The 21,233-nt window shown below is 72.4% G+C and carries 21 protein-coding genes and 1 pseudogene; 8 read left to right on the top strand and 14 right to left on the bottom strand.

The annotated features are described in order from the left end of the window. Positions 1–20: 20 nt before the first annotated feature. From ACGFU6_RS31375 to mshA, 3 genes are all read right to left on the bottom strand, one after another. Complete coding sequence (locus ACGFU6_RS31375) at positions 21–1,826, bottom strand: glycosyl hydrolase family 28-related protein (protein WP_393615856.1); 1,806 nt, start codon at positions 1,824–1,826, stop codon at positions 21–23. Positions 1,827–1,921: 95 nt separating this feature from the next. Then, positions 1,922–2,431, bottom strand: a complete 510-nt coding sequence (locus tag ACGFU6_RS31370; RefSeq protein ID WP_393615872.1) for a YbjN domain-containing protein — start codon at positions 2,429–2,431, stop codon at positions 1,922–1,924. Positions 2,432–2,660: 229 nt separating this feature from the next. Then, positions 2,661–4,025, bottom strand: a complete 1,365-nt coding sequence (mshA, locus tag ACGFU6_RS31365; RefSeq protein ID WP_393615854.1) for a D-inositol-3-phosphate glycosyltransferase — start codon at positions 4,023–4,025, stop codon at positions 2,661–2,663. A gap of 394 nt (positions 4,026–4,419) precedes the next feature. Between mshA and ACGFU6_RS31360 the strand changes: the two genes are divergently transcribed. From ACGFU6_RS31360 to ACGFU6_RS31350, 3 genes are all read left to right on the top strand, one after another. Then, positions 4,420–5,196 carry a class I SAM-dependent methyltransferase gene (locus tag ACGFU6_RS31360; RefSeq protein ID WP_393615852.1) on the top strand — a complete coding sequence of 259 codons (777 nt, stop codon included), beginning with the start codon at positions 4,420–4,422 and terminating at the stop codon, positions 5,194–5,196. Between the two features lie 264 nt (positions 5,197–5,460). Further along, entirely contained in the window at positions 5,461–6,567 is a 1,107-nt protein-coding gene (locus tag ACGFU6_RS31355) for an NlpC/P60 family protein (protein WP_393615850.1), read from the top strand. Between the two features lie 453 nt (positions 6,568–7,020). Next, positions 7,021–8,364 (top strand): PP2C family protein-serine/threonine phosphatase, encoded by a 1,344-nt coding sequence (locus tag ACGFU6_RS31350; protein WP_393615848.1) that lies wholly within the window; start codon positions 7,021–7,023, stop codon positions 8,362–8,364. On the opposite strand, the gene ACGFU6_RS31345 is transcribed toward ACGFU6_RS31350, so the two are convergent. The 3 genes from ACGFU6_RS31345 to ACGFU6_RS31335 all read right to left on the bottom strand — a co-directional run bounded on the left by ACGFU6_RS31345 (position 8,346) and on the right by ACGFU6_RS31335 (position 9,984). Further along, the gene (locus ACGFU6_RS31345; RefSeq protein ID WP_123527654.1) at positions 8,346–8,681 is read right to left on the bottom strand and encodes a DUF2516 family protein; all 336 of its coding nucleotides are present in this window, start codon (positions 8,679–8,681) and stop codon (positions 8,346–8,348) included. The two genes, ACGFU6_RS31350 and ACGFU6_RS31345, sit on opposite strands and share 19 nt — an antisense overlap. A 136-nt stretch (positions 8,682–8,817) precedes the next feature. After that, on the bottom strand, positions 8,818–9,501 hold the full coding sequence (locus ACGFU6_RS31340) for a hypothetical protein (RefSeq protein WP_393615846.1): 684 nt from the start codon (positions 9,499–9,501) through the stop codon (positions 8,818–8,820). A gap of 27 nt (positions 9,502–9,528) precedes the next feature. Further along, the gene (locus tag ACGFU6_RS31335) at positions 9,529–9,984 is read right to left on the bottom strand and encodes a helix-turn-helix domain-containing protein (protein ID WP_393615844.1); all 456 of its coding nucleotides are present in this window, start codon (positions 9,982–9,984) and stop codon (positions 9,529–9,531) included. A 212-nt stretch (positions 9,985–10,196) separates the two neighbouring features. On the opposite strand from ACGFU6_RS31335, the gene ACGFU6_RS31330 reads away from it, so the two are divergent. After that, positions 10,197–10,667, top strand: coding sequence for a DIP1984 family protein (locus tag ACGFU6_RS31330; protein ID WP_393615870.1), 471 nt, complete (start codon positions 10,197–10,199; stop codon positions 10,665–10,667). A 320-nt stretch (positions 10,668–10,987) separates the two neighbouring features. Here the strand turns inward: ACGFU6_RS31330 and ACGFU6_RS31325 are convergent, their stop codons facing one another. The 3 genes from ACGFU6_RS31325 to ACGFU6_RS31315 all read right to left on the bottom strand — a co-directional run bounded on the left by ACGFU6_RS31325 (position 10,988) and on the right by ACGFU6_RS31315 (position 14,020). Further along, positions 10,988–11,878, bottom strand: coding sequence for an aminoglycoside phosphotransferase family protein (locus tag ACGFU6_RS31325; RefSeq protein WP_393615842.1), 891 nt, complete (start codon positions 11,876–11,878; stop codon positions 10,988–10,990). A 291-nt stretch (positions 11,879–12,169) separates the two neighbouring features. Continuing rightward, positions 12,170–12,781: a DUF6000 family protein gene (locus tag ACGFU6_RS31320; RefSeq protein WP_393615840.1), complete on the bottom strand. Its 612-nt coding sequence runs from the start codon at positions 12,779–12,781 to the stop codon at positions 12,170–12,172. A 24-nt stretch (positions 12,782–12,805) separates the two neighbouring features. Beyond that, a complete protein-coding gene (locus tag ACGFU6_RS31315; RefSeq protein ID WP_393615838.1) occupies positions 12,806–14,020 on the bottom strand; it encodes an MFS transporter in 1,215 nt (404 codons plus the stop codon). Positions 14,021–14,125: 105 nt separating this feature from the next. On the opposite strand from ACGFU6_RS31315, the gene ACGFU6_RS31310 reads away from it, so the two are divergent. Continuing rightward, on the top strand, positions 14,126–14,626 hold the full coding sequence (locus tag ACGFU6_RS31310; protein WP_393615836.1) for a winged helix-turn-helix transcriptional regulator: 501 nt from the start codon (positions 14,126–14,128) through the stop codon (positions 14,624–14,626). 27 nt (positions 14,627–14,653) lie between these two features. On the opposite strand, the pseudogene ACGFU6_RS31305 reads toward ACGFU6_RS31310, so the two are convergent. The 3 genes and pseudogenes from ACGFU6_RS31305 to ACGFU6_RS31295 all read right to left on the bottom strand — a co-directional run. Then, a pseudogene (locus ACGFU6_RS31305) lies at positions 14,654–15,304 on the bottom strand (FAD-dependent monooxygenase); the annotation flags it as partial. Between the two features lie 61 nt (positions 15,305–15,365). Beyond that, positions 15,366–16,358, bottom strand: a complete 993-nt coding sequence (locus ACGFU6_RS31300; RefSeq protein WP_393615834.1) for a nitronate monooxygenase — start codon at positions 16,356–16,358, stop codon at positions 15,366–15,368. A 137-nt stretch (positions 16,359–16,495) separates the two neighbouring features. Next, the gene (locus ACGFU6_RS31295; RefSeq protein ID WP_393615832.1) at positions 16,496–16,846 is read right to left on the bottom strand and encodes a winged helix-turn-helix transcriptional regulator; all 351 of its coding nucleotides are present in this window, start codon (positions 16,844–16,846) and stop codon (positions 16,496–16,498) included. A gap of 54 nt (positions 16,847–16,900) precedes the next feature. Here ACGFU6_RS31295 and ACGFU6_RS31290 point away from each other — a divergent pair, with 54 nt between their 5' ends. After that, a complete protein-coding gene (locus ACGFU6_RS31290; protein WP_393615830.1) occupies positions 16,901–17,881 on the top strand; it encodes an NAD(P)-dependent oxidoreductase in 981 nt (326 codons plus the stop codon). On the opposite strand, the gene ACGFU6_RS31285 is transcribed toward ACGFU6_RS31290, so the two are convergent. Continuing rightward, positions 17,850–18,677 carry an alpha/beta fold hydrolase gene (locus ACGFU6_RS31285; RefSeq protein WP_393615828.1) on the bottom strand — a complete coding sequence of 276 codons (828 nt, stop codon included), beginning with the start codon at positions 18,675–18,677 and terminating at the stop codon, positions 17,850–17,852. The genes ACGFU6_RS31290 and ACGFU6_RS31285 overlap by 32 nt on opposite strands. Before the next feature lie 183 nt (positions 18,678–18,860). Here ACGFU6_RS31285 and ACGFU6_RS31280 point away from each other — a divergent pair, with 183 nt between their 5' ends. Then, on the top strand, positions 18,861–19,430 hold the full coding sequence (locus ACGFU6_RS31280) for a sigma-70 family RNA polymerase sigma factor (protein ID WP_393615826.1): 570 nt from the start codon (positions 18,861–18,863) through the stop codon (positions 19,428–19,430). Between the two features lie 11 nt (positions 19,431–19,441). On the opposite strand, the gene ACGFU6_RS31275 is transcribed toward ACGFU6_RS31280, so the two are convergent. After that, entirely contained in the window at positions 19,442–20,554 is a 1,113-nt protein-coding gene (locus tag ACGFU6_RS31275) for a DUF4037 domain-containing protein (RefSeq protein WP_393615824.1), read from the bottom strand. Between the two features lie 158 nt (positions 20,555–20,712). On the opposite strand from ACGFU6_RS31275, the gene ACGFU6_RS31270 reads away from it, so the two are divergent. Beyond that, positions 20,713–21,201 (top strand): MarR family winged helix-turn-helix transcriptional regulator, encoded by a 489-nt coding sequence (locus tag ACGFU6_RS31270; protein ID WP_393615823.1) that lies wholly within the window; start codon positions 20,713–20,715, stop codon positions 21,199–21,201. Positions 21,202–21,233 lie beyond the last annotated feature (32 nt).

Here is a 21,233-nt window from a genome sequence, read left to right as displayed (position 1 = left end):
GGCCCGGGGGCGGCGCCTCGTCAGTCGAGCAGGGCCCGTTGGGCGTCGTGCAGGTTCTGCGGGCGGACGGCCTCCGGTGTGCCGTACGCCTCCAGGCGGGTGTGCAGGTCGCCCGTGAAGTCGGGGACGTCGATCTGGTCGAACTCCGTCACCTCGCTGATTCCGACGCTCGCGCTGTGGGGAGCGAGGCCGTCGATGCGCATCAGGCCGGCCCGGCCGTTGGTCACCCGGATGTTCCAGTGGGTGAAGCGGGCGCCGAACAGGGGTCCGGCGCTCGCGTCGCCGCCGTGCCGGCCGTTGTTGTTCACGGTGATGTCGGTGCGGACGTTGGCGAACGGCATCCCCCGGTGCGAGTCGAACGTGCCCATCTCCATCACCCCGCGCGACCAGGCGTTGTAGCTGGACAGGCCCTCGACGTTGATGCCGTGCAGCTGGGTCCCGGCGGGCGCGGGGACCGTGCGCTGCTCGATGGTGAAGTCCTCGATCAGGTTGTCGTGGCTGCCCTCGCGGCAGTAGTAGGGGTGGTGCGAGCCCCGTCCCGCGACCCGCGTGCGCCGCAGGGTGCAGGCCGAGGCGCCGATCAGGCCGAAGCCGTTGTCGACGTGCCGGACGGTGATGTCGTCGGCCCAGCAGTCGTACGCGCACTGGAACGCGACGCCGTTGTACCCCTTGTCCAGCAGGTGCTGCGACTGCGGGGTCTCGACCGCTTCGAGCGTGAGCCCCTCGACGCCGGAGCCGGTGAGCGGGGCGGCGAGGGTGGTCAGGCGGGGGTCCCACTCGGGGCGGACGTCGAGCGGGAGGGGGCGCTCCAGGGTGACCCTGCGGCCGTGCACGGCGGTGATGCGGATGGGCCATTCGTAGGGGACGTACGAGGTCAGCTTCGTCTTGTCGTCCCAGTAGTACGCCTCGGGGCCCGGGCCGCCGCCCGCCATGTGCTCCAGCAGGGTGTGCGCGGAGTCGTCGGCGAGGCGGAGCAGGACGAGTGCGCCGCGCTTCAGCTTCCGGGTGTCGTCGACGGTGATCGTACGGTCGCCGAGGCGGGCGGGCGCGACGGTGGTCAGGGTGCGCCACGCGTCGCGCTTGTTGCCGGTCCAGCCCTCGAAGGGCCAGTCCTTCGCCTTGATGGCGTCGGTGAGTGAGGTCCAACGGGCTTCGGGGCAGAGCCAGATGAGGCCGCCGGCCCAGGACCAGCTGGACTTGTCGCCGCCGTACCGGCTGCCGTAGGCGCCGATCAGTTCGGTGAGGCTGCGGGTCGCGTACAGCTTGGTGCGGCCGCTGCCCGCGCCGCGTACGACGACGTCGCTGTGGCCGATGCGGATGATGTCGTCGATGCGGTACGTGCCCGCCGGGATGAGCACCGTGCCACCGCCGCGCTCTCCGGCAGCGGCGATGGCACGGTTGATCGCGGGGGCGGCGTCGGCGGAGTTGTCGGGCTTGGCGCCGTAGTGCAGGACGGTGCGGCCGTGGCCGGCGCGGTGGCGGGGGAGGGCGGAGCCGGCCCGGTATCCGGCCCGGCCGACGAACGGGATCTGCGGGTGCGTGAGGGGCGCCGAGGCGAACTCCCGCCAGAGCGCGGAGGTCTGCGCCCTGCCGCCCGCACCGGCCGGGGCCGCGCCGCGCGTTGCCGCGCCGCGGCCTGCCGCGGTGCCGTCTCCGGCCGCCGCGAACGCCGTCCCGCTGCCGGCCGCTCCGGTGACCGCCACCGCCGCGACGGCCACCGCACTGCCGAGCAGTCCACGCCTGCTGATGTTCCCCATGGGTGCCATGAGCCCGATCCGCCTTTCAGGGATGTGAACGACGTTCATGTCCGCGTCGGCGGTGAGCATGCCACGGCACCCCGTCGTGGCGGAAGAGTCGTGCGCGGGGCAAATAGGGTCGTGCGCCGGGGAATCGGCAGGCGACCGGGCTCAGTCGGCGAGTGTCAGCCAGTGGGGCGCTGAGTCAGATGTGTGAACGCGTCCAGGTTGCGGGTGGACTCGCCGCGCGACACCCGCCACTCGTACTCCTTGCGGATCGCGCTCGCGAACCCGAGCTCCAGGAGGGGGTTGAAGGCGCCGTCGGCGGCCTCCAGGACCACACCCAGCAGCCGGTCCAGCTCCTCGGGCGTGACCACGGACAGCGGCAGTTTGCCGACGAGGTAGACGTCCCCGAGCGAGTCGACCGCGTAACTCACGCCGAACAGGCGGAGGTTGCGCTCCAGCAGCCAGCGGTGCACCGCCGGCTCGTTCTCGTCGGGGTGCCGGATGACGAAGGCGTTGACGGAGAGCGAGTGCTTGCCGACGAGCAGCGAGCAGGTGGTGGAGAGCTTGCGGGTGCCGGGCAGCTGGACGACGTAACTCCCCGGAGCGGGGCTCTCCCAGTCGAGCCCGGCGTCGTCGAGCGTCGTCCCGATGACCTGCGCCACCTGATCGGCCCGCTCCGCGTGCGTCACGTGATCGGCTCGTGTCGCGTGCGTCGACTGATCGGCCTGTGTCGCGTGCGTCGACTGATCGGCCTGTGTCGCGTGCTCGGCCCGCGCCGCCGTCCGATCGGCCTGCTCGGCCTGGGTCTTCGGTGCTTCCTCGGGTGCATCAGCCATGGTCCGAGCGTACGTCGCCCGGGGGTCGACACCACATCCGCCGGCTCGACCGTGCCGCCACGGCCTCCGGCCGGCCCGCGCCTCAGGCCTGGCGCGTGCGCACCCGTCGGCGGTGGTCCTGCATCGCCTCCGTGTACACGTCCGCCGTCGCCGCCGCCGCCGTGTCCCAGCCGAAGCGCTGGGCGTGCTCGGCGGCCGCGCCGCCCATCCGGCCGACCAGCTCGGGCGCCGCCACGAAGCGTGCCAGCGCCTCCGCGTACGCCGCCGGGTCGTGGCCGGGGATCAGGAAACCGCTGACCCCGTCCCGTACCGCCACCGGCAGCCCGCCCACGGCCGCCGCGACGACCGGGGTGCCGGCCGCCTGGGCCTCGATGGCGACCAGACCGAAGGACTCACTGTACGAGGGCATGACCAGCACGGACGCGGCCCGGAACCAGTCGGCGAGCTGGTCCTGCCCGACCGGCGGCTGGAACCGTACGACGTCGGCGATGCCGAGCCGGGCCGCGAGCTTCTGGAGCCCCTCCGGCTTGGCGAGACCGCTGCCGCTGGGGCCGCCGACGACCGGCACGACGATGCGCGAGCGCAGCGAGGGGTCGCGGTCCAGCAGGACGGCGATCGCGCGCAGCAGGACGTCCGGGGCCTTCAGCGGCTGGATGCGGCCCGCGAAGAGCGGGACCAGGGCGTCCTGCGGCAGCCCCAGCCGGGCCCGTGCCGCGGCCCGCCCGTCGGCCGGGCGGAAGCGGTCCAGGTTGACGCCGGGGTGCACGACGGCGACGGCGCCCGGATCGGCCTCGTAGAAGCGGACGAGCTCGTCCGCCTCCTCCGCGGTGTTCGCGATCAGCCGGTCGGCCGCGCTGACGATCTGGGTCTCACCGATGACCCGGGCGGCGGGCTCGGGGGTGTCGCCCTCGGCGAGCGAGGCGTTCTTGACCTTCGCCATGGTGTGCATGGCGTGGACGAGCGGGACACCCCAGCGCTGGGCGGCGAGCCAGCCGACATGGCCGGAGAGCCAGTAGTGGGAGTGCACCAGGTCGTAGTAGCCGGGGCGCTGGCCGGCCCATGCCTGCATCACGCCGTGCGTGAAGGCGCAGAGCTGGGCGGGCAGCTCCTCCTTGGCCAGCCCCTCGTACGGGCCGGCGTCGACATGGCGGACCAGCACACCGGGCGACAGCTCGACCGCCGGCGGCAGCGCGCCGGTGGTGGAGCGGGTGAAGATCTCGACCTCGATGTTGATCGCGGCGAGGCGCTCGGCCAGCTCCACGATGTAGACGTTCATGCCGCCGGCATCGCCCGTACCCGGCTGGTGCAACGGGGAGGTGTGCACGGAGAGCATCGCGATCCGGCGGGGCTTGCGGTGGGCGCCCGGGAAGGAGCCGGAGAGGCCGGCGGGGAACCTGAGACGCGGTGCGACACGGCTGCTGCCGAGCCGGGAGACGTACTGGCTCACGTCGTCCGGTCCTCCTCGTTCAGGGCACTGGTAACCGACTCGTTCAACCAAGGCACCACTCGTTCGGGCGCGGCGCCACCCGTTCAGGCATGGCACCGCAGGGACACCGGCACGCCGTCCCTTCGATGGGCTGGAACAGCGCGGCCTCCCCTTTCATTTCCGCTTTGCCAAATCATTACAGAGTGTGCCCGGCGCGTCGCCGCGACGCCACTGCCGCATCCACCCCCCACACCGCTGCCACATCCGCTCCCACGCCCCTTCCGCTTCCACTCCCAAGTTCCCTCCGCTCCCGCCCCCTCGTTCCCTCCGCTTCCGCTCCCGCGCTTCTTCCGCTTCCGCTTCCGCTCGGCACCGGCACGGCCTCCGCGCCGCGCCGCTCGTTACGCTCTGTGTCATGCGCCCCATCGGCACCGCGACCCGCGGGACCACCAACCCGAACCGGCTGCGCCGCATGGACCGCTGGATCGCCGCCACCCACGGCCCCGCCCTGCGCCGCGCCGAGACCCCCGTCGCGGTCGATCTGGGGTACGGCGCCGCGCCCTGGACCGCCGTCGAGCTGCTGGAGCGGCTGCGCGGCGCGGAGCCGCGCACCTCGGTGGTCGGCATCGAGATCTCCCCGGAGCGGGTCGCCGCGGCCAAGCCGTACGAGCGCGAGGGCCTCACCTTCCGGCACGGCGGCTTCGAGATCCCGCTGCCCGAGCGGCCCGTGCTGATCCGGGCGGCGAACGTGCTGCGCCAGTACGACGAGGACGAGGTCGCCGCGGTGTGGCAGCGGCTGTGCGCGCGGCTCGCGCCGGGCGGGCTGCTGGTGGAGGGCACCTGCGACGAGATCGGGCGCCGGCACGTGTGGGTGGCGCTCGGGCCGGAGGGCCCGCGCACGGTGACGTTCGCGACGCGCCTCGGTTCGCTGGACCGGCCGTCCGACCTCGCGGAGCGGCTGCCCAAGGCGCTCATCCACCGCAATGTGCCGGGCGAGCCCGTCCACGCGTTCCTGCGCGACTTCGACCGGGCCTGGGCCGCCGCGGCCCCGTACGCCTCACTCGGGGCCCGGCAGCGGTGGATCACGGCGGTACGGGCACTGTCGGGCAACTGGCCACTGACGGACGGGGTCCGGCGGTGGCGGCAGGGTGAAGTCACGGTGAACTGGGCGGCGCTGAAGCCCGAGCGGTAATCCGAGCCGCACTCCGAGCTGTGGTCCGACACGCCGGGAGCGGGCGGAACTCCCCGCCCGACGGGAACGTCGGCCCCTCACCGTTCGTCCCAGATACGGGGAGCGGTGGGGGAGAACACGGCTGCGGCATCGGTGACCGGCCGGGACCTGCCGGAGATGTGTGAGCCTCTGTTGCTTTTCGGTACGGCATGGCACGATCTCGTCGGTGCCATAAGTTACTGACGGTAAATCAGATCCGTTCGGGTCTGTCCGGAGGGGGAGCTCGTGAACCGACGCCACAGTGCCGCCGCGGCGATCACACTGGTCTGCGCGCTGGCCGTACTGGCCGCACCGGTCCAGGCCTTCGCCACGCCCGCGCCCCCCGCGCCGGAACAGCCGACGAAGCCCGGGGAGTCCGGCGCATCCGGTCCGTCCGGCGCATCCGGTCCGTCCACGAAGAAGAGCCTCGAAGAAGTGCGCGCGGAGATCGACGCCCTCTACCGCAAGGCGGGGGCGGCGACGGACGCGTACAACCTCGCCGAGGAGCAGTCCAAGAAGCAGTCGGGCGAGATCGTCAAGCTGGCGCAGGCCATAGTCGAGGGCCAGGCGAAGATCGCCGACCTCAAGAGCAGGGCGGGCGCCCAGGCCCGTGAGCAGTACCGCAACGCCGGACTGCCGCCCGGCGCGCAGCTGATGCTCAGCGGCGACCCGCGGCTCTTCCTGGACGGAGTCAGCCGGGCCCGCCAGGGCCAGCAGGCCGCCAAGGGTGTTCTGGGCGAACTGAACAGGACCCAGGAGGACCTGGAGACGTACACCCAGGACGCGAGCACCAACTGGACCAAGCTCGAAGCCAATCGCGTCAAGCAGGCCAAGGCCAAGAAGAAGATCAACGAGCAGATCGCGGCGGCGAAGAAGCTGGAGTCCCAGCTGGAGAAGAAGGAGCGGGCCAGGCTCCTTGAGCTCGAACAGCAGGCGGAGTACAAGTCGCAGACGGCCTGGCTGAGTTCCGGCGCGCTGAAGGAGATCAACCGGGAGGCGAGCGCGAGCGGCAAGAAGGCGGTGGCCTTCGCGACCTCGCAGATCGGCAAGCCGTACGAATGGGGCGCCGAGGGTCCCGCGTCGTTCGACTGCTCGGGGCTGACGTCTCAGGCGTGGGCGGCGGCCGGCCACCCGGTCCCGCGCACCTCGCAGGAGCAGTGGCGGCAGCTGCCGCACATCGCCGTCAAGGACATGCGCCCCGGCGACCTGGTCATCTACTTCGGCGACGCCACGCACGTCGGGATGTACATCGGCGACGGCGCGATCGTGCACGCCCCGCGTCCGGGCCGCGACGTCACGATCACGGGGGCGGGATCGATGGAGATCCTCGGAGTCGTACGCCCGGACGAATAAGCCGGCCGAACGGCGGCGGACGCGTAAGGCCACCGGGCGCGCAACGGCGGCGGACGCGTAAGGCCAGCGGGCGCCGGGCAGCCGCCCGGCCCGGCAACCTTAAGAGAGCCTCAAGGGACACTTAAGGCCCGCCGGGAGTGGCCGGATGGCGCAGAACGTACGGATTTCGTCGTCGTCGGCGGGCCCGCTCCGCCCGCCGCGCCGCAGCCGTGACCCGCGCCACCCGGCGCCCGCCGCAGCACGTGACCTTTGTCATGCACCGGAATGGGCCGCACCCCCGCCGCATCCCGCCGGATCTGCGTCCTTCCGCGGCTTAAGGCCGTTCCCGGAACGGCGGACACGCGTCGGGCGCCATTCCGTTCCCACATCCCGTACCGCTATCGTCCCCGTCTGGCGGGTCGTCGATCGTCGCTCCGCCGCGCCCTCGGGGGGAGGGAAGGAAACCCGATTTCGATGCCCGTACCCGTACCGCAGCAGCGTTCCGCTCCCGCTGCGGAGAGCAGCTATGGCGCCGACCTCACCCTCCTGGTGATCGAGGACGACCCGGCGGGCACGCTCACCGTCCCGGAACTGCCCGCAGCGGCAGGCACCCGGGTCCGTATCCGCACCGCCCGCAACCTCACCGAGGCGGGCCGGCTCCTCACCGACGACGTGGACTGCATCCTGCTGGACCTGGCCCTGCCGGCCGGCAGCGAGGCGCGTACCGCCCCCGGCGAGGAGGCGGACGGGCTGGCCACCCTCAAGCACGTGCTGCGGATCGCGCCCCGGCACGCCGTCATGGCCCTCACGGCCCAGGAGGACGCCGAGCTGGCCGCCGAGGCGGTACGGGTGGGGGCGCAGGACTACCTCTTCCGCGACGAGCTCGACGGCAGGCTGCTCAGCCGCGCCATCCGCTACGCCGTCGAACGCAAGCGCGCCGACGTCGCGCAGCACCAGCTCACCGAGTCCCGGCTGCGGGCCCAGGAGAACGCCCGCCTGGAACGCGGTCTGCTCCCCACCCCGCTGCTCGACGGCTCCGATCTGCACTTCGCCGCCCGCTACCGCCCCGGCCGCAGCCGTGCGCTGCTCGGCGGGGACTTCTACGACACGGTCCGTACGCCCGACGGCACGGTCCACGTGATGATCGGCGACGTCTGCGGGCACGGTCCGGACGAGGCCGCGCTCGGCGTGGAGCTGCGCATCGCGTGGCGGGCGCTGACCCTGGCCGGTCTCTGCGGCGACGAGTTGCTCTCCACGCTCCAGCAGGTCCTGGAGCACGAACGGGAGAGCGAGGAGATCTTCGCGACCCTCTGCACGGTCGACATCGCCCCCGACGGCCGCCGGGCCGGCCTCTGCCTGGCGGGCCACCCGGCACCGCTGATCGCCCGCCAGGGCCGGGCGGCGCATCTGCTCCCGTACCAGGACGGCGGCCCGGCGCTCGGCCTGCTGCCGCGCGCCCGGTGGCCGCGCCGACAGGTGGAACTGGGCGGCTCCTGGAGCCTGATGATGTACACGGACGGGCTCATCGAGGGCCGGATCGGCACCGGCACCCAGCGCCTCGGGCAGGACGGGATGGTCGCGATGATCAACCGCCAGCTGGCGGAGGGCCTGACCGGCGAGGCACTGCTCGAGGCCGCCGTCACCCAGGTCCGTGAGCTGAACGGCGGCGAACTGACCGACGACGTCGCGGTGCTGCTGCTCGACCGCGACGAGGACGCCGAGCGCCGCCGGGCGCACCACGTCGACCGGGGCCGGAGCTTTCCGCGCCCCCGCCCCGGTCAGGTGTCAGCCGCAGGCGCTCAACGACCACCGTTGTAGGGCCCGTACGGGCCGTCGCTGCTGGAACCGCCGCGGCGGTTGCCGCCGCCCGTGACGGCCTTGAGCGCCGGCCGCACGTCCACGAAGAACACGATGGTCGCGACCAGTCCGGCGAGCTGGATGAAGAGCATCGGAACCCAGAGGTTCACCACCACCGTGATGCCGAGAATGATCAGCCAGAAGGGCTTGGTCTTCTTGTCGGCAGCCCGGTAGGCGTCCTCGCGGACGACCGCCGCCATGATCAGGGCGACGACGGCGAGGACGAGCATCGCCGTGTAGATCAGCCCGAGGATTGAGTTGAAGCCTTCGAGCAACATGATGTGCACCGCCTAGTACGTGGGTGAGCGCCTCGCGGCCAAGGTACCGGGACAACGGCCGGGACACCCCGAAAGGTGCCCGGTCGTCCTCCCGGCACTCCCGTCGGCACTGCTGCCGGCCGTCGTGCCGGTCGAGCTACTTGGCGGTGGGCGGCGTGGTCTTCTTGGCGGCCGGCTTGCGCGCCGGCGCCTTCTTGCCGGCCGCGGGCGCGGGCTTGGCCTCCGCCTTGACGGCCCTGGCGGCGGGCGCGGGCTTGGCGGCGGGTGCGGGCTTGGCCACCGGTGCGGTCTTGGCGACCGGCTTCGGCGCGGCCTTGGTCCCGGCCTCCGCCCCAACGCCCGGCTTGGCCTGCGGCTTGGACTCCTTGCGCGGCTCGACGACGACGGCGATCTCGACGATCTCCTCGGCGGTCTCACCGCGCCAGGTGCGCACGGTCTGCTCGCCGCGCTCGGCGACCTTCTCGTACGTCTCACGGGCCCGGACCGCGTACTCGGCGGCCACACCCACGCTGCGCAGCGCCAGGTCCTGGGCGCTCTCGCCCAGCTTCTTCAGATCGGTGTCGAACGCCCCGATCACCTCGGTGACCCTGGCCTGGAAGCTGGCCTGCGCCTCCTTGGCCTGCCCGGTCACCTTCTCCTGCACGACCTTGGGGTCGGTGTTGCGCACGGCCTCGATGCGCTCCGGCGCCTCGGCCCGCAGCTGCTCGATCAGCGCCGGAACCTTGCGCGCCTGCTGCACGGCGAGATCGGCCGTACCGGCGGCGAAGTAGAGGGGGGTCGGGTCGGTGAGGGTCTTGCGCAGGTCATCGGTGATGGCCATGACTGTGGTCCTCCCGGATCATCAGACTCAGTGTGAGGGTTTTGAAGGCTTTGAAGCTGTATCGGCAGCACTGCCGTCGGCATTGAAGGGCGCATCCGAACCGGACGCACTCCCCTCCTCGTCCCCGGGCCCGTCCTCGAACCCGTTCTCCTTGCGGAAGGAGGCGTAGATCTGCAGCAGCACGCTCTTCTGCCGCTCGTTGATCGACGGATCGGCCAGGATCACCGCCCGCGTCTCCAGCTCGTCCCGCTCCCGCTCGTCCAGGATCCCGGCCCGTACGTAGAGCGTCTCGGCGGAGATCCGCAGCGCCTTGGCGACCTGCTGCAGCACCTCGGCACTGGGCTTGCGCAGCCCGCGCTCGATCTGGCTGAGATAGGGATTGGACACCCCGGCGGCATCGGCGAGCTGCCGCAGCGACAGCTGCGCGGTGCGCCGCTGCTCACGCAGGTACTCGCCGAGACTGCCGACGTTGAGTGATGCCATGCCCCGATGGTGGACCCTCGGCGCTAACTTTTGCAAGCAGCCGCTTGCAAAAGTGTTCCGAACCACTCGTACGGGCCTGTGGCCCGGCGGAGCCCCGCTGTCCGCTCTCGTTCCAGTGGCCGGCCAGGGCTCCTGTGGATCGAAATCCAGTGCGTATGAGCCGGTTCGCCCTCCTATACTCGTGCGAGCTCACGGAGGGGGAGGTGGAGACGGTGAAGCTTGCCGAGGCACTGGCGGAACGTGCGGAAGCGACGCGCCGGGTAGAACAGTTGCGAGCGCGGGTCGTCAGCAGTGCGCGGTACCAGGAGGGGGAGTCGCCCGCCGAGGACGCCGCCCGGTTGCTGGCCGAGGCCGGTGATGTGCTGAGCGCTCTGGAAACGTTGATCCGACGGATCAACCGGACCAATGCCACCGTGGAGGTGAGTCCCGACGGCACGCTCACCGACGCACTCGCACGCCGGGATATCCTCCGGTTGCGTCACTCCCTGGTCACTGCTGCGGCGGACGCGGCGGCAGGCAGCGGCGAGCGGGGATACGGCCGGCAGCTCCGGTCCGAGCTGATGATGCTCTCCGCGCTTCCGGTAGCGGAACTGCGCGGTCAGGCGGATGTTCTCGCGCGGGAGATCCGCGAGGTCGATGTGCGGATCCAGCGTACGAACTGGGAGGTGGATCTGCTGGACTGAGCAGTCCGGCAGGGGGCGATGTGGAGCAGGTAGCGGCTTCGGAGGCGTGCACTGACCGAGGGCCGGCGGTTTCCGGCCCACTCCTGGCGCGTGAAGAGCAACGCGGGGGTTCGACTCCCCATCAACAGTGCAGCTCAGCACGGCGTACAGGTAAAGGTGCACAGCACACAGCACATCACCAGGTGCAGATCCGAAGCGGTGAGGGCGGGTTCGGGGCTTTCCACATCGCAGCACCACGGACGACCCGGTGCTGGGCCGACGCTCGCGGGGCACGGGCACCGGCACGGGTACGGGTACGGGCACTCGGCCGGAGGGCGGTCTCACTCCATCGAATCCAGAATGCGGTCGAGTGTCCGGCGCCCCATGCGGCTCATCGTCGGATTGCTCTCGACGTAGTACCAGACGACACCCATCGCCTGCTGGAACGCCCAGGCCTTGCCGCGCTCCCACTCCAGGTCGTCACAGGCCAGTGCCCGCCGGAGCACCGCCCTCGGTCCCGGCCGCAACAGGTGCCAGGCGCTGACCAGATCCAGCGCCGGGTCGGCCGGGCCGAAGCCGCCGGTGTCGAGTACGCCGCCGAGCCGGTCCCCCGATACCAGTACGTTGCCGGGAATCAGGTCACCGTGACTCATCACGTCGGCGCCGGTGCGGGGCAACTCCCGGAAGTGACTCCACGCCCGGCGCAGCCGGGGCACGTCGAGAAGCCCCTCACTCTCCTCGAAGCACCTCGCCATCCAGTCATCGTGGTGGTCGAGCACTCCGCCACGGCCCTCGCCTCCGAAACGACGCCCCCGCGTCCCGGCGCCCCGCAGGGCTGCGACGAAGGACGCGAGATCCCTGGCGAAAGCGTCCGATCCGCTCGGGTCGGCATCGAAGGCGACCGTTCCCGGCAGCCATGTCTGGACCGCCCACGGCATGGGGTAACCCGCCCCGGGCTCTCCCAGGGCGACCGGCTCCGGGGTGGGGAACCTGGACACTTGGGCCAGCTCCGCGCTCGCCCGGGCTTCCTGTTCCAGAACCGCCAGCGCCTCGGCAGCATCGGCCGGACGCAGTGGGAAACGCGCGGAGAGGTCGTTCCCGATACGGAAGATGGCGTTGACCGTCCCGGTCGACGCCACCCGCCGGATCGGCTTCCCGCTCCACCGAGGGAACTGTTCCCGGATCAAGGCCGCGACGATCTCGGTGTTCACGTCCGCCTGGTCATCGTGCATGGTCAATCCCGCGCCGCCTTCGTCTGGTTGAGAACACCGGATGCGGACCGGGTCATCCGGGACGTCAGTCAGTATTCATACGCCAGGGCCCGGATCGCGCGGGACGGGACACCGGTCCCGGCGAAGCCGGCCTGCCTGTCGGCCCCGACCGGCGCGACAGTCGCCGCGCGGAGCGTAGGTGGAAGGCGGTGCCACCGGCTCGACCGGTGGCACCGCCCTCCGGCGCGTCCTGGCCGTTTCCCGAGCGATGCGTGTGGCCACCGTCGGACAGGACGGTCATGAGGGCTGCGGTCATCGCGGTCCGGCGCATTCGTCGGCGAAGGCGCAGAGCCGGCGGATCAGGCTCACGTATCCGGCGGGGTCCGTGCCGGGCCGCACGTGGGGTGCCGCTTCGAGCCACTCGTGCCACAGGCCGCCCGGGGCCCGGAACGGTGCGGCATGGTCGGCCCCCAGGTTCAGGCCGGTGAACACGAGGGCGCCCATGACCACGGGCTGGTCGTAGCCGAGGTCGGGACGGCGGAGGTAGCGGTCGAGGTAGACCGCGAGCAGCTCGGCGTCACGCGGTGTGCCGAGGCGGGCCAAGGCCACGCAGTACGCCGGTCCCACGCAGCAGACCTCACTGGCCAGCAGGAGTTCCCCCAGGCGCTCACGGAATTCGGTCCGGCCGGAGACCGCGATGAGCCATGCGGCGGTCCTCCGCTCGCGCCATCCCCCCTCCAGGAGCGTGTCGATCTCGTGCGGGGTGACGAGTCCCGCGTCCTCCCCGAGAGCCCGCACGAAACGGTCGTACTCGGGGCCGTCCAGACGCAGCACGCTGCCGCCGAGTTTCAGGTAGCGCCGCTCCGGCGTGACGTAGCGGCGTACCAGGGCCCGCAGCTCGGCGTCCTCGTGGGCATGTCTCATCGCCTGATCCTGACTCTCCGCACGTCACCGGGCCAGCCCTTTGCCCACGTCGTGCAGGGGGCCGGGGCCCGGCCGGTCCGGGAGCCGCCGGGCCGCTGCCCACACGGCCAGGGCGGCGAGGGCGTAGGCGGCGCCGAGCAGGCAGGAGGCCTGCCAGCCCGCGGCGGCGTAGGCCCAGGTCGTGGTGGTGGCACCGAGGGCGGAGCCGAGCGAGTAGAAGGCCATGTAGGCGCCGATGACGGTGCTGGAGCGTTCGGGGTGCGCGGCGGTGAGGAGGTGCTGGTTGCTCACGTGCACGGCCTGGACGGCGAAGTCGAGCAGCACGACGCCCGTGATGAGGGGCCACAGGCTCGGGGCCGTCCTGGCGGTGAGGGCCCAGGACACGGCCAGCAGCGCCAGCGACCAGCCGGTGACCGCCTGGGCGCGCCCCGCGTCGGCCCAGACGCCCGCGCGTGCGGCGGCCACCGCGCCGATCAGGCCGGCCAGGCCGAACAGTCCGATGACCGCCGTACCGAAGTGCCACGGAGCGGCCCCCAGCGGCAGGGCCAGTCCGCTCCACAGCGTGCCGAAGGACGCGAAGAGGAAGAACGCGATCAGCCCTCGGCCGAGGAGGAGCCGGTCGGTGGCGACGAGACGCCCCGCACCGGCCAGGACGTCCCGGTAACGGGCCCGCGCCGGACGGGTGTCGGGGTGCAGGGTCACGTGTGCGAGCAGGGCGAGCGCGAGGCAGAGCGCGGCGAGTACGGCGTAGACGGCCCGCCACCCCAGGCTGTCGCCGAGTACGCCCGCGAGCAGGCGGACGCCGAGGATCCCGAGCACCACGCCCGAGGTGACCGTGCCGATGTTGCGGCCGCGCTCCCCCGCGGGCGAGGTGGCCGCGACGTAGGCGACCGTGATCTGCACGACCACCGCGAACAGGCCCGCGAGCGCCAGACCGGCCCCGGCGGTCGCCGCGCCCGGCGCGAGGGACGTGATCGCCGCTCCCGTACCGGTGAGGAGCAGGTGCCCGACGATCAGCCTGCGCCGGTCGAATACGTCCCCGAGGGGCACCAGCAGGACGAGCCCGGCGAAGTAGCCGAGCTGGCCGGCGGCGACCAGCCGCCCCAGCGCCGGCCCGGCAAGTCCGAGGTCGCTGCCCGCGGACGCCAGCACCGGCTGGATGGCGTAGATCGTGGACACCGCCACCGCGCACACCGCAGCCAGGACGAATCGCTGACCGTTCGTCATCGTTGACGGCATCCCGTCCACCTCTCGATTGGTTTTGATATGAAACCAATCGAGAGTAAGACGTCACGGCGTGAGGCACAATGGTTTCAATCTGCAACTCATGCGAGGGAGGGTCCGATGACGGACGCGGTACCGACCGAGCAGGACCGGGACGAGAAGCACCGAGCCGACCAGGACCGGACCGGCCAGGACTGGACCGATCCGGCGTGTCCGGTCGCGCGCGCGGTCGATCTCGTGGGCGACCGCTGGAGCCTGCTCATCGTCCGGGACGCGATGGACGGCGCGGCGTCGTTCACCGACTTCCGCGACCGCCTCGGCGTCGCCCGCAACATCCTCAGCGACCGGCTCCGCAAGCTCACCGCGCACGGCGTCCTGGCCACGAGCACTCCGCCAGGGGCCAAGCGCCACACCTACCGGCTCACCGACGCCGGCCAGGAGCTGTTCACCGCCGTCGTCGCGCTCAGGCAGTGGGGCGAGCGCCACGCCTTCGCGCCCGGCGAGGACCACTCCGTCCTGCTCGACGGCGACGGGCGGGACGTGCCCCGCCTCCGCGTTCTGGACCGGAGCGGCCGGCCGGTCACGGCGGCGACATCACACGTGCGCAAGGTCGGTGAGTGACGCGGCCGGAACGCCCGGCCCGCACCCTCAGCCGGCCGCCGCGCCGAACCACCTGGGCAGCACCCCGAGCAGCTCCCGCTGGTCCTCGCCGGCCCACGCCACATGGCCGTCCGGCCGCAGCAGCACCGCGGGGACGTCCACCTCCCCGCCGTCGTCGACGACATGGTCGACGCGGTCCGCCCAGCCCGCCACCGAGAGAGCACCGGTCCGGTCGAGCAGCAGCCCGCAGCCCTCGTGCAGCAGTGAGTAGAGGCGTCCGCGCCGCAGTTCCACGTCCCGCATCCGGCGGCCGAGCAGTTCGTGGCCCTCGCCGAAGTCGTAACGGACCCCGACCGCGGTGATCATCCCGGTGACGTACGCGTTGACCTGGTCGAAGTCCATCAGCTTCCCGAACAGCTCCCGCAGTGCGGCCGCCCCCGGGTCGGTGCCCAGCAGCGTGCTCTGCGCAAGCGTGTTGGCGAGCACCTGGGCGCCCACCGGGTGCCGTTCGGCGTGGTAACTGTCCAGCAGCCCCTCCGGCGCCCAGCCGTTGACCGAGGCGGCCAGCTTCCAGCCGAGGTTGAAGGCGTCCTGCACCCCGAGGTTGAGCCCCTGACCACCGTTGGGCGGGTGGATGTGCGCGGCGTCGCCGGCCAGCAGCACCCGGCCGACCCGGTACCCACGCGCACGCCGTGCAGCCGCAGTTCCGCGGCCGGCATCGAACCGGTCGGGCCCCCGCCGACCACGATCACGTCGGGCATCACAACCCCCGCGAGCCCTCGCGCCCGGAACCGATTCCGCTTCCCGCCCGCCGCAGCGCCCGGACGGCCCCGGCCGCCAGCGCGGCGACGACTTCGGCCGCGGGCGGCACGTCGGTGATCAGGTCGACGTCCTCACCCGCCCAGACCGGCGCGGGCGGCACCTCGCCGTCCGCCACGTCGGCCTGATACTGCTGCCGGGCCCCGGGGTCCGCCGCGAGTTCCGCCTCCCGGCCCCGCCACCGGTCGAGGTAGGGGTGCCCGAGGGTACGAGCCGTGTACTTCGCCGGCCACCGGGACCCCCGGGCGATGTCCAGGACGCGGCTGCGCTCGGTGTCCTGGCCGCGCCCCCGCACGATCGCCTCGGTGGCCGAGGCATCGGTGAGGGCCTCCGCCGTGGCCTGGAACCGGGTCCCGACGAGCGCCCCCGCAGCGCCCAGGGCCAGGGCCGCGGCCACCCCTCGGCCGTCGGCGATCCCCCCGGCCGCGAGCACCGGTACGGGCCCCGCCAGGTCCACCACGACCGGCACGAACGGCAGCGTGGACCGCCCGTGCCGGGCCCCGTGCCCACCGCTCTCGGTGCCCTGCGCCACGATGACGTCGGCGCCCAGGTCCACCGCCTGCCGGGCCTCCTCCAGGTCCGTGACCTGGATGATCAGCACGGCACCCGCCTCACGGACCCGTTCGGTGAACGGACCCGGATCCCCGAACGACAGCATCACCGCCCGGGGCCCGTACTCCAGCGCCCGCCCGACCCCGCCGGCGTCCACCGCCCAGCTGAGGAAGCCGACGCCCCACGGCTCCTCGACGTCCGCCATGAGCGGCAGTTCGCGCGCCAGCCAGTCCCGGTCGCCCATCCCGGCGCCCAGCATGCCGAGCCCGCCGCCGCGCGAGACGGCCGCCGCCAGCGCACCACCGGCCGACCCGCCCATCGGCGCCAGCGCGATCGGGTGCCGTACACCGAGCAATTCCGTGAACGCAGTAGACAGCTCCATGCCACAAGCATCGCTCGTACCCACCTTTTTGTGGGTACTTGGCAGCCGAACCCGCCGGGGCGAACCTGGATACGGAAGGCGGCGGCGCAACACACCTGGCAGGAAGGGGGATTCGGGAGGAGGGGGCGCGCGCCCGGTCAGGACGCCGGGGCGGAACCGGTCAGCCGGTCCAGGCGGCGGTGTCCCCAGTCGGACAGCGGCGCCAGCGTCTCGGACAGTTCCCGCCCGAACGGGGTCAGCGAGTACTCGGTCCGGAGCGGCAGCTCGTCGTACACCTCCCGGTGCACCAGCGCGTCGTCCGCCATCTCGCGCAGCGCCTGCGTCAGCACCTTCTCGCTGAGCCCCGGCAGCTGCCGCCGCAGCTCCCCCGGGCGGCACGGCCCCGACTCCAGCAGCCAGAGCAGGGCGGTCTTCCACTTGCCGTCGATCACCGCGATCGCGGCCGTCACTCCGCAGACATTCAGGTCCTTCGCACGGCTGCGCGTCATCTCGGTCCGTCCACCGCCTTCGTCAACGTATCCAATGAGCAATGGAGTTGAACCATGTCCACGTCGTCGTCCACGTCCTCGTCCTCGTCCACATCCTCCGGACAGTCTGCCGTCACCGTGCTCGGCCTGGGGCCGATGGGCCGTTGTCTGGCCCGTGCCTTCCTGGACGCGGGTCTGCGGACCACGGTCTGGAACCGGACGCCGGGGCGGGACCGCGAGCTGCTCGAACGCGGTGCGACCGGCGCCCCATCGGCCGGCGACGCGGTCGCCGCGAGCCCGCTGACCGTGGTGTGCGTCGTGAACTACGACGCGGCCGACGCCGTCCTGCGCGGCGATGCGGTCACCGCCGCGGCCAAGGGCCGCACGGTCGTGAACCTGAGCGCCGACACCCCCGACCGGGCCCGGTCCACCGCGCAGTGGGCCTCCCGGCACGGCATCCGCTACCTGGACGGCGCGATCATGACGCCGACCACCACCATCGGGACGCCGGCCGCGGTGTTCCTCCACAGCGGTCCGGCGGAGCTCTACCGGGAGCACCGGCCGGTGCTGGACGTGCTGGGCGGCAGCCACACGCATCTGAGCGAGGAGATCGGCCGGGCGGCCGCGTACGACATCGCGCTGCTGGACGTCTTCTGGACCGCCATGAGCGGCTTCGCGCACGCCCTGGCGGTGGCGCGGGCGGAAGGGGTCACGGCAGGCGAACTCGCCCCGTTCACCCAGGGGATCGCCGCGATCCTGCCACCGATCTTCGAGCAGTACGCGCGGGCGCTGGACGACGGGGACTTCTCCGGCGACGACAACCCGCTCACCTCGGCGGCATCCTCGATGGCTCACATCGCCCACACCTCCGAGGCCCACGGCATCGACGCGGGCGTGATGCGCGCGGCCGGGGGACTCGCGCGGCGGGCCATCGCCGACGGACACGGCGCCGACGGCTTCATCCGGGTCGCCGAACTCCTCGGCCGGGGAGCCCCGCCCACCCCGCTCACCCCGTCCACCCCGCTCACCCCAGGAACGCCCCGACCGCCGAGGTGAACCGGTCGGCGTCGTCCAGCCACGGATAGTGCCCGGCCCCCGGCTGCACGACGAGCTCCGCGTCGGGGAACAGCGCGGCGAACCCGGCCACCGCCGAAGGGGGGCTGTTCAGGTCGAACTCCCCGGCGAGCAGCAGGACCGGGGGCCCGAAGCCGGCGATCGCCGCACGGGTGGCTTCGGGGTCGAAGGCGCCCTCGGCCCCGAAGCCGGCGACGGCCTCCGGGTTCTGCGGCCGGCTCGCCGCGGAGTGTTCCCGCGCCGCCGCGTCCCAGCGGCCGTAGAAGAACGGGGCCACCGCCTCCCGGTCACCGTCCGCGCCCCGGGTGATCGCCTCCAGCGCGGTGATCGCTTCCGGGTACCACGGCTCGCCCTTCCGGAGCGCCGCGAGCTCCCGGCGCTCCCGCCCGGTGATCTCGATGCCGACGGCCCGGGTGCTGGGGGTGATCAGGGCGAGCCGGCCGACGCGCCGCGGGAACCGGGCCGCGTAGAGCGTCGCGATGTTCGTACCGGCCGAGTGGGCGAGGAGGTCGGCCCGGGGGAGGCCGAGGTGTTCGCGCAGCGCCTCGACGTCGTCGACGAGTCGGTCGCACCGGTAGGAGGAGACGTCCGCGGGGACCGCCGACCGTCCGGTGCCGCGCAGGTCCGGGACGATCAGGCGGCGGTGTGCGGCCAGGCCGCCGAGTTCGCCCAGGTAACGGGAGTCCGCAGGGCCTCCCGGAACACAGAGGAGCGGGTCGCCGTGCCCGTGCACGCGGTAGGCGAGAAGGGTGCCGTCGGATGCGGGAAAGGTGGGCATAGGAGCGATCATGTCACCCATAACCTGGTTATACAACCTGGTTATGGGTGATGGATCGGGGTATATAACTTGGTTGTGGCAGGTGGAGAGAAAGACACGCGACCGACGGCCGGGAGCCCCGGGAGCTCGGCGACGCCGACCGAGGCGCTGACCGAGGCCCAGGCCGCGCGGATGCTCGCGGGGATGAACGACGTCATCCGCGCGGGCGAGGAGATGCGCCGGCTCCGTACCGAGATGATCAAGGTCTTCGTCGGCTTCGGCTGGACCCAGGAACGTATCGCCCGGCTCACCGGCATGAGCCAGCCCGCCGTGTCCAAGCAGGTGGCCAAGTACCGCTCCACCGACCCCGGACCGCCGCTGGACCTCACCCTCGAACAGGGCGACACGGCCTGGCTCGAAGGACGCCTGTGGGCGCTGGCCGAGGACATCTCCGAGACGTACGAAGACACCGCCCGCTGCACCCCATACGTCATCGCCCTCACCCGGGGCAGGAAACGGTTCACCCCGGAGAACACCGACGAGCTGCGGCGGCTCGTGGAGGAGGATCTGCGGCGGAACGCCGGGGAGCCGTCCGCCGCCGGCGGGGACGCGGGGGAACCACTCCAGGCGCACCGGCGCGCGTACGACGAGATCAGCCGCGGCCTCGACCTGCCGTCCGGCAAGGCCGCCGCCCCCGCCGGTCCGGCCTCCGCGCGCCGCGCCCTCGCCCACCGCATCCAGCGCGACCGGTTCACGCGACCGGTTCGGGGCTGACGAGGCGGTCGTCACCAACCGGCCACGGCCGCCTCCGCCGCCCGGAGCGCGTCGCCGCCTTCACTCATCAACAGGTCGGTGCTGTCCGCCCATTGGTCCACGGACCCGGTCAGCGGCCGGCCGCACAGTTCCGGGTCGGTGACCGAGGCGGCGAGCGGGCGGGCGAAGCGTTCGGCGTGCAGGACCAGGAACGGCCTGCCGTGGTACGGGCGCGGGGACGGGTCCACCGGATCGACGAGGCCGCTCTCGTTCTGGCGGATCGCGACCGCCCGGTACGCGGCGCAGAGGTGCTCTTCACGTTCCGGGTGGCCGGTCGCCGCCAGCGCGCCGCGCAGGGACGGCAACAGGCCTTCCGCCGAATCCAGTTGGGCGAACGCGCTGCCGAGCCATTTGCCGTACGGCGCGTACCGCCGCTCCAGGAGCAGAGCGAGGCGCATCAGGTCGCGCACCAGCCGGCCCGCGACGACGGCCGAGCCGAGCTCGTCGCCGACCTCGGCGCAGCGCCCGACGAAGGCCTCCTCCTGGGAGATCCGCTGCCACTGGCAGGCCAGCAGATACCGCCACACCTGTTCGGGGTACCAGGCCAGCCGCCGCGCGGTGGTGAGGAGGCCGGGGCCGTCGTGGAACACCGCACCGCCGGTGATCCCGGCGAGCCACTGCTGGGGCATCGCGAGCCAGTCCCGTACGCCCGGTTCGGCGGCCGACGCGTCGAAGCCGGTCTCCCTGGTCAGCCGGCCGGCGATGTCGTGCGTGGCCACACGGTGGTTGACCGGCCCGTCGGTCGCCTCCATGTGCCCGACCGGGTCGAGCGGGTCACCGGCCGGGCGGAAGTGGGTGGGCCAGCCGCGGATCTCCTTCGGGAGCCGGTCCGCCAGGAGCCGCCGGATCGCGTCGCCGTGGGCCGCGAGGTCCGGCGCCGTGAGGAAGAGGTCCAGCCGGGGGCCCCAGTCGTGGTCGGCCGACCGGGCCGTGTCGAAGCCGAGCACCTCGGAGCCCGGCCCGATCCGCGCGGCGGCGTAGGACAGTCCGGGGAAGGCGGTGTCCAGGACCGGCCGCACCGCCTCCTCGTAGAGGATCCGGGAGAGCTCCAGACCGGGCAGGAAGGCGGCTTCGGCGTGGGTCATACGGCAACTCTGCCGGGGCGGAAACCGATCAGCCAGCCAATAATTCCGGGCCGCCCCGGGGAGCACCCGCCAGGAGCCGCCGGCCGCTCAGGGAGCACCTCCCCAGAAAGTCCGGTTGCGGACAATCCACCACAGACCGAATTGTTACGCTGGCGGACATGACCGCCATGGCACCCACCAGCACCGCTCCGGACCTCTCCTACCTCCTGGACCACACCAGCCACGTCCTGCGGACCCAGATGTCGGCGGCCCTCGCCGAGATCGGGCTCACGGCGCGGATGCACTGCGTCCTGGTCCACGCCCTGGAGGAGGAGCGCACCCAGATCCAGCTCGCCGAGATCGGCGACATGGACAAGACCACGATGGTGGTGACGGTGGACGCCCTGGAGAACGCGGGGCTGGCCGAGCGCCGGCCCTCCGGCAGGGATCGCCGGGCACGGATCATCGCCGTCACCGAGAAGGGCGCGACGCTCGCCGGACAGAGCCAGGAGATCGTGGACCGGGTGCATCGGGACGCCCTGACCGGCCTGGCGCGCGGTGACCGGGAGGCGCTGCTGCGCGCCCTGGAGCAGCTGACGGGCGACCGGCTCTCCACTCCGGCCGAGACCCCCGGGGCGGCCCGCCGAGCCCGCCAGAGCAAGAAGTAGCCGGGCCGGACCCGTCTCCTCGCAGCCGAGAA

Origin of the sequence: Streptomyces sp. NPDC048462 (assembly GCF_043200175.1) — a bacterium.
Classification (GTDB): Bacteria; Actinomycetota; Actinomycetes; order Streptomycetales; family Streptomycetaceae; genus Streptomyces.
This window is presented reverse-complemented; position numbering and strand designations above follow the sequence as displayed.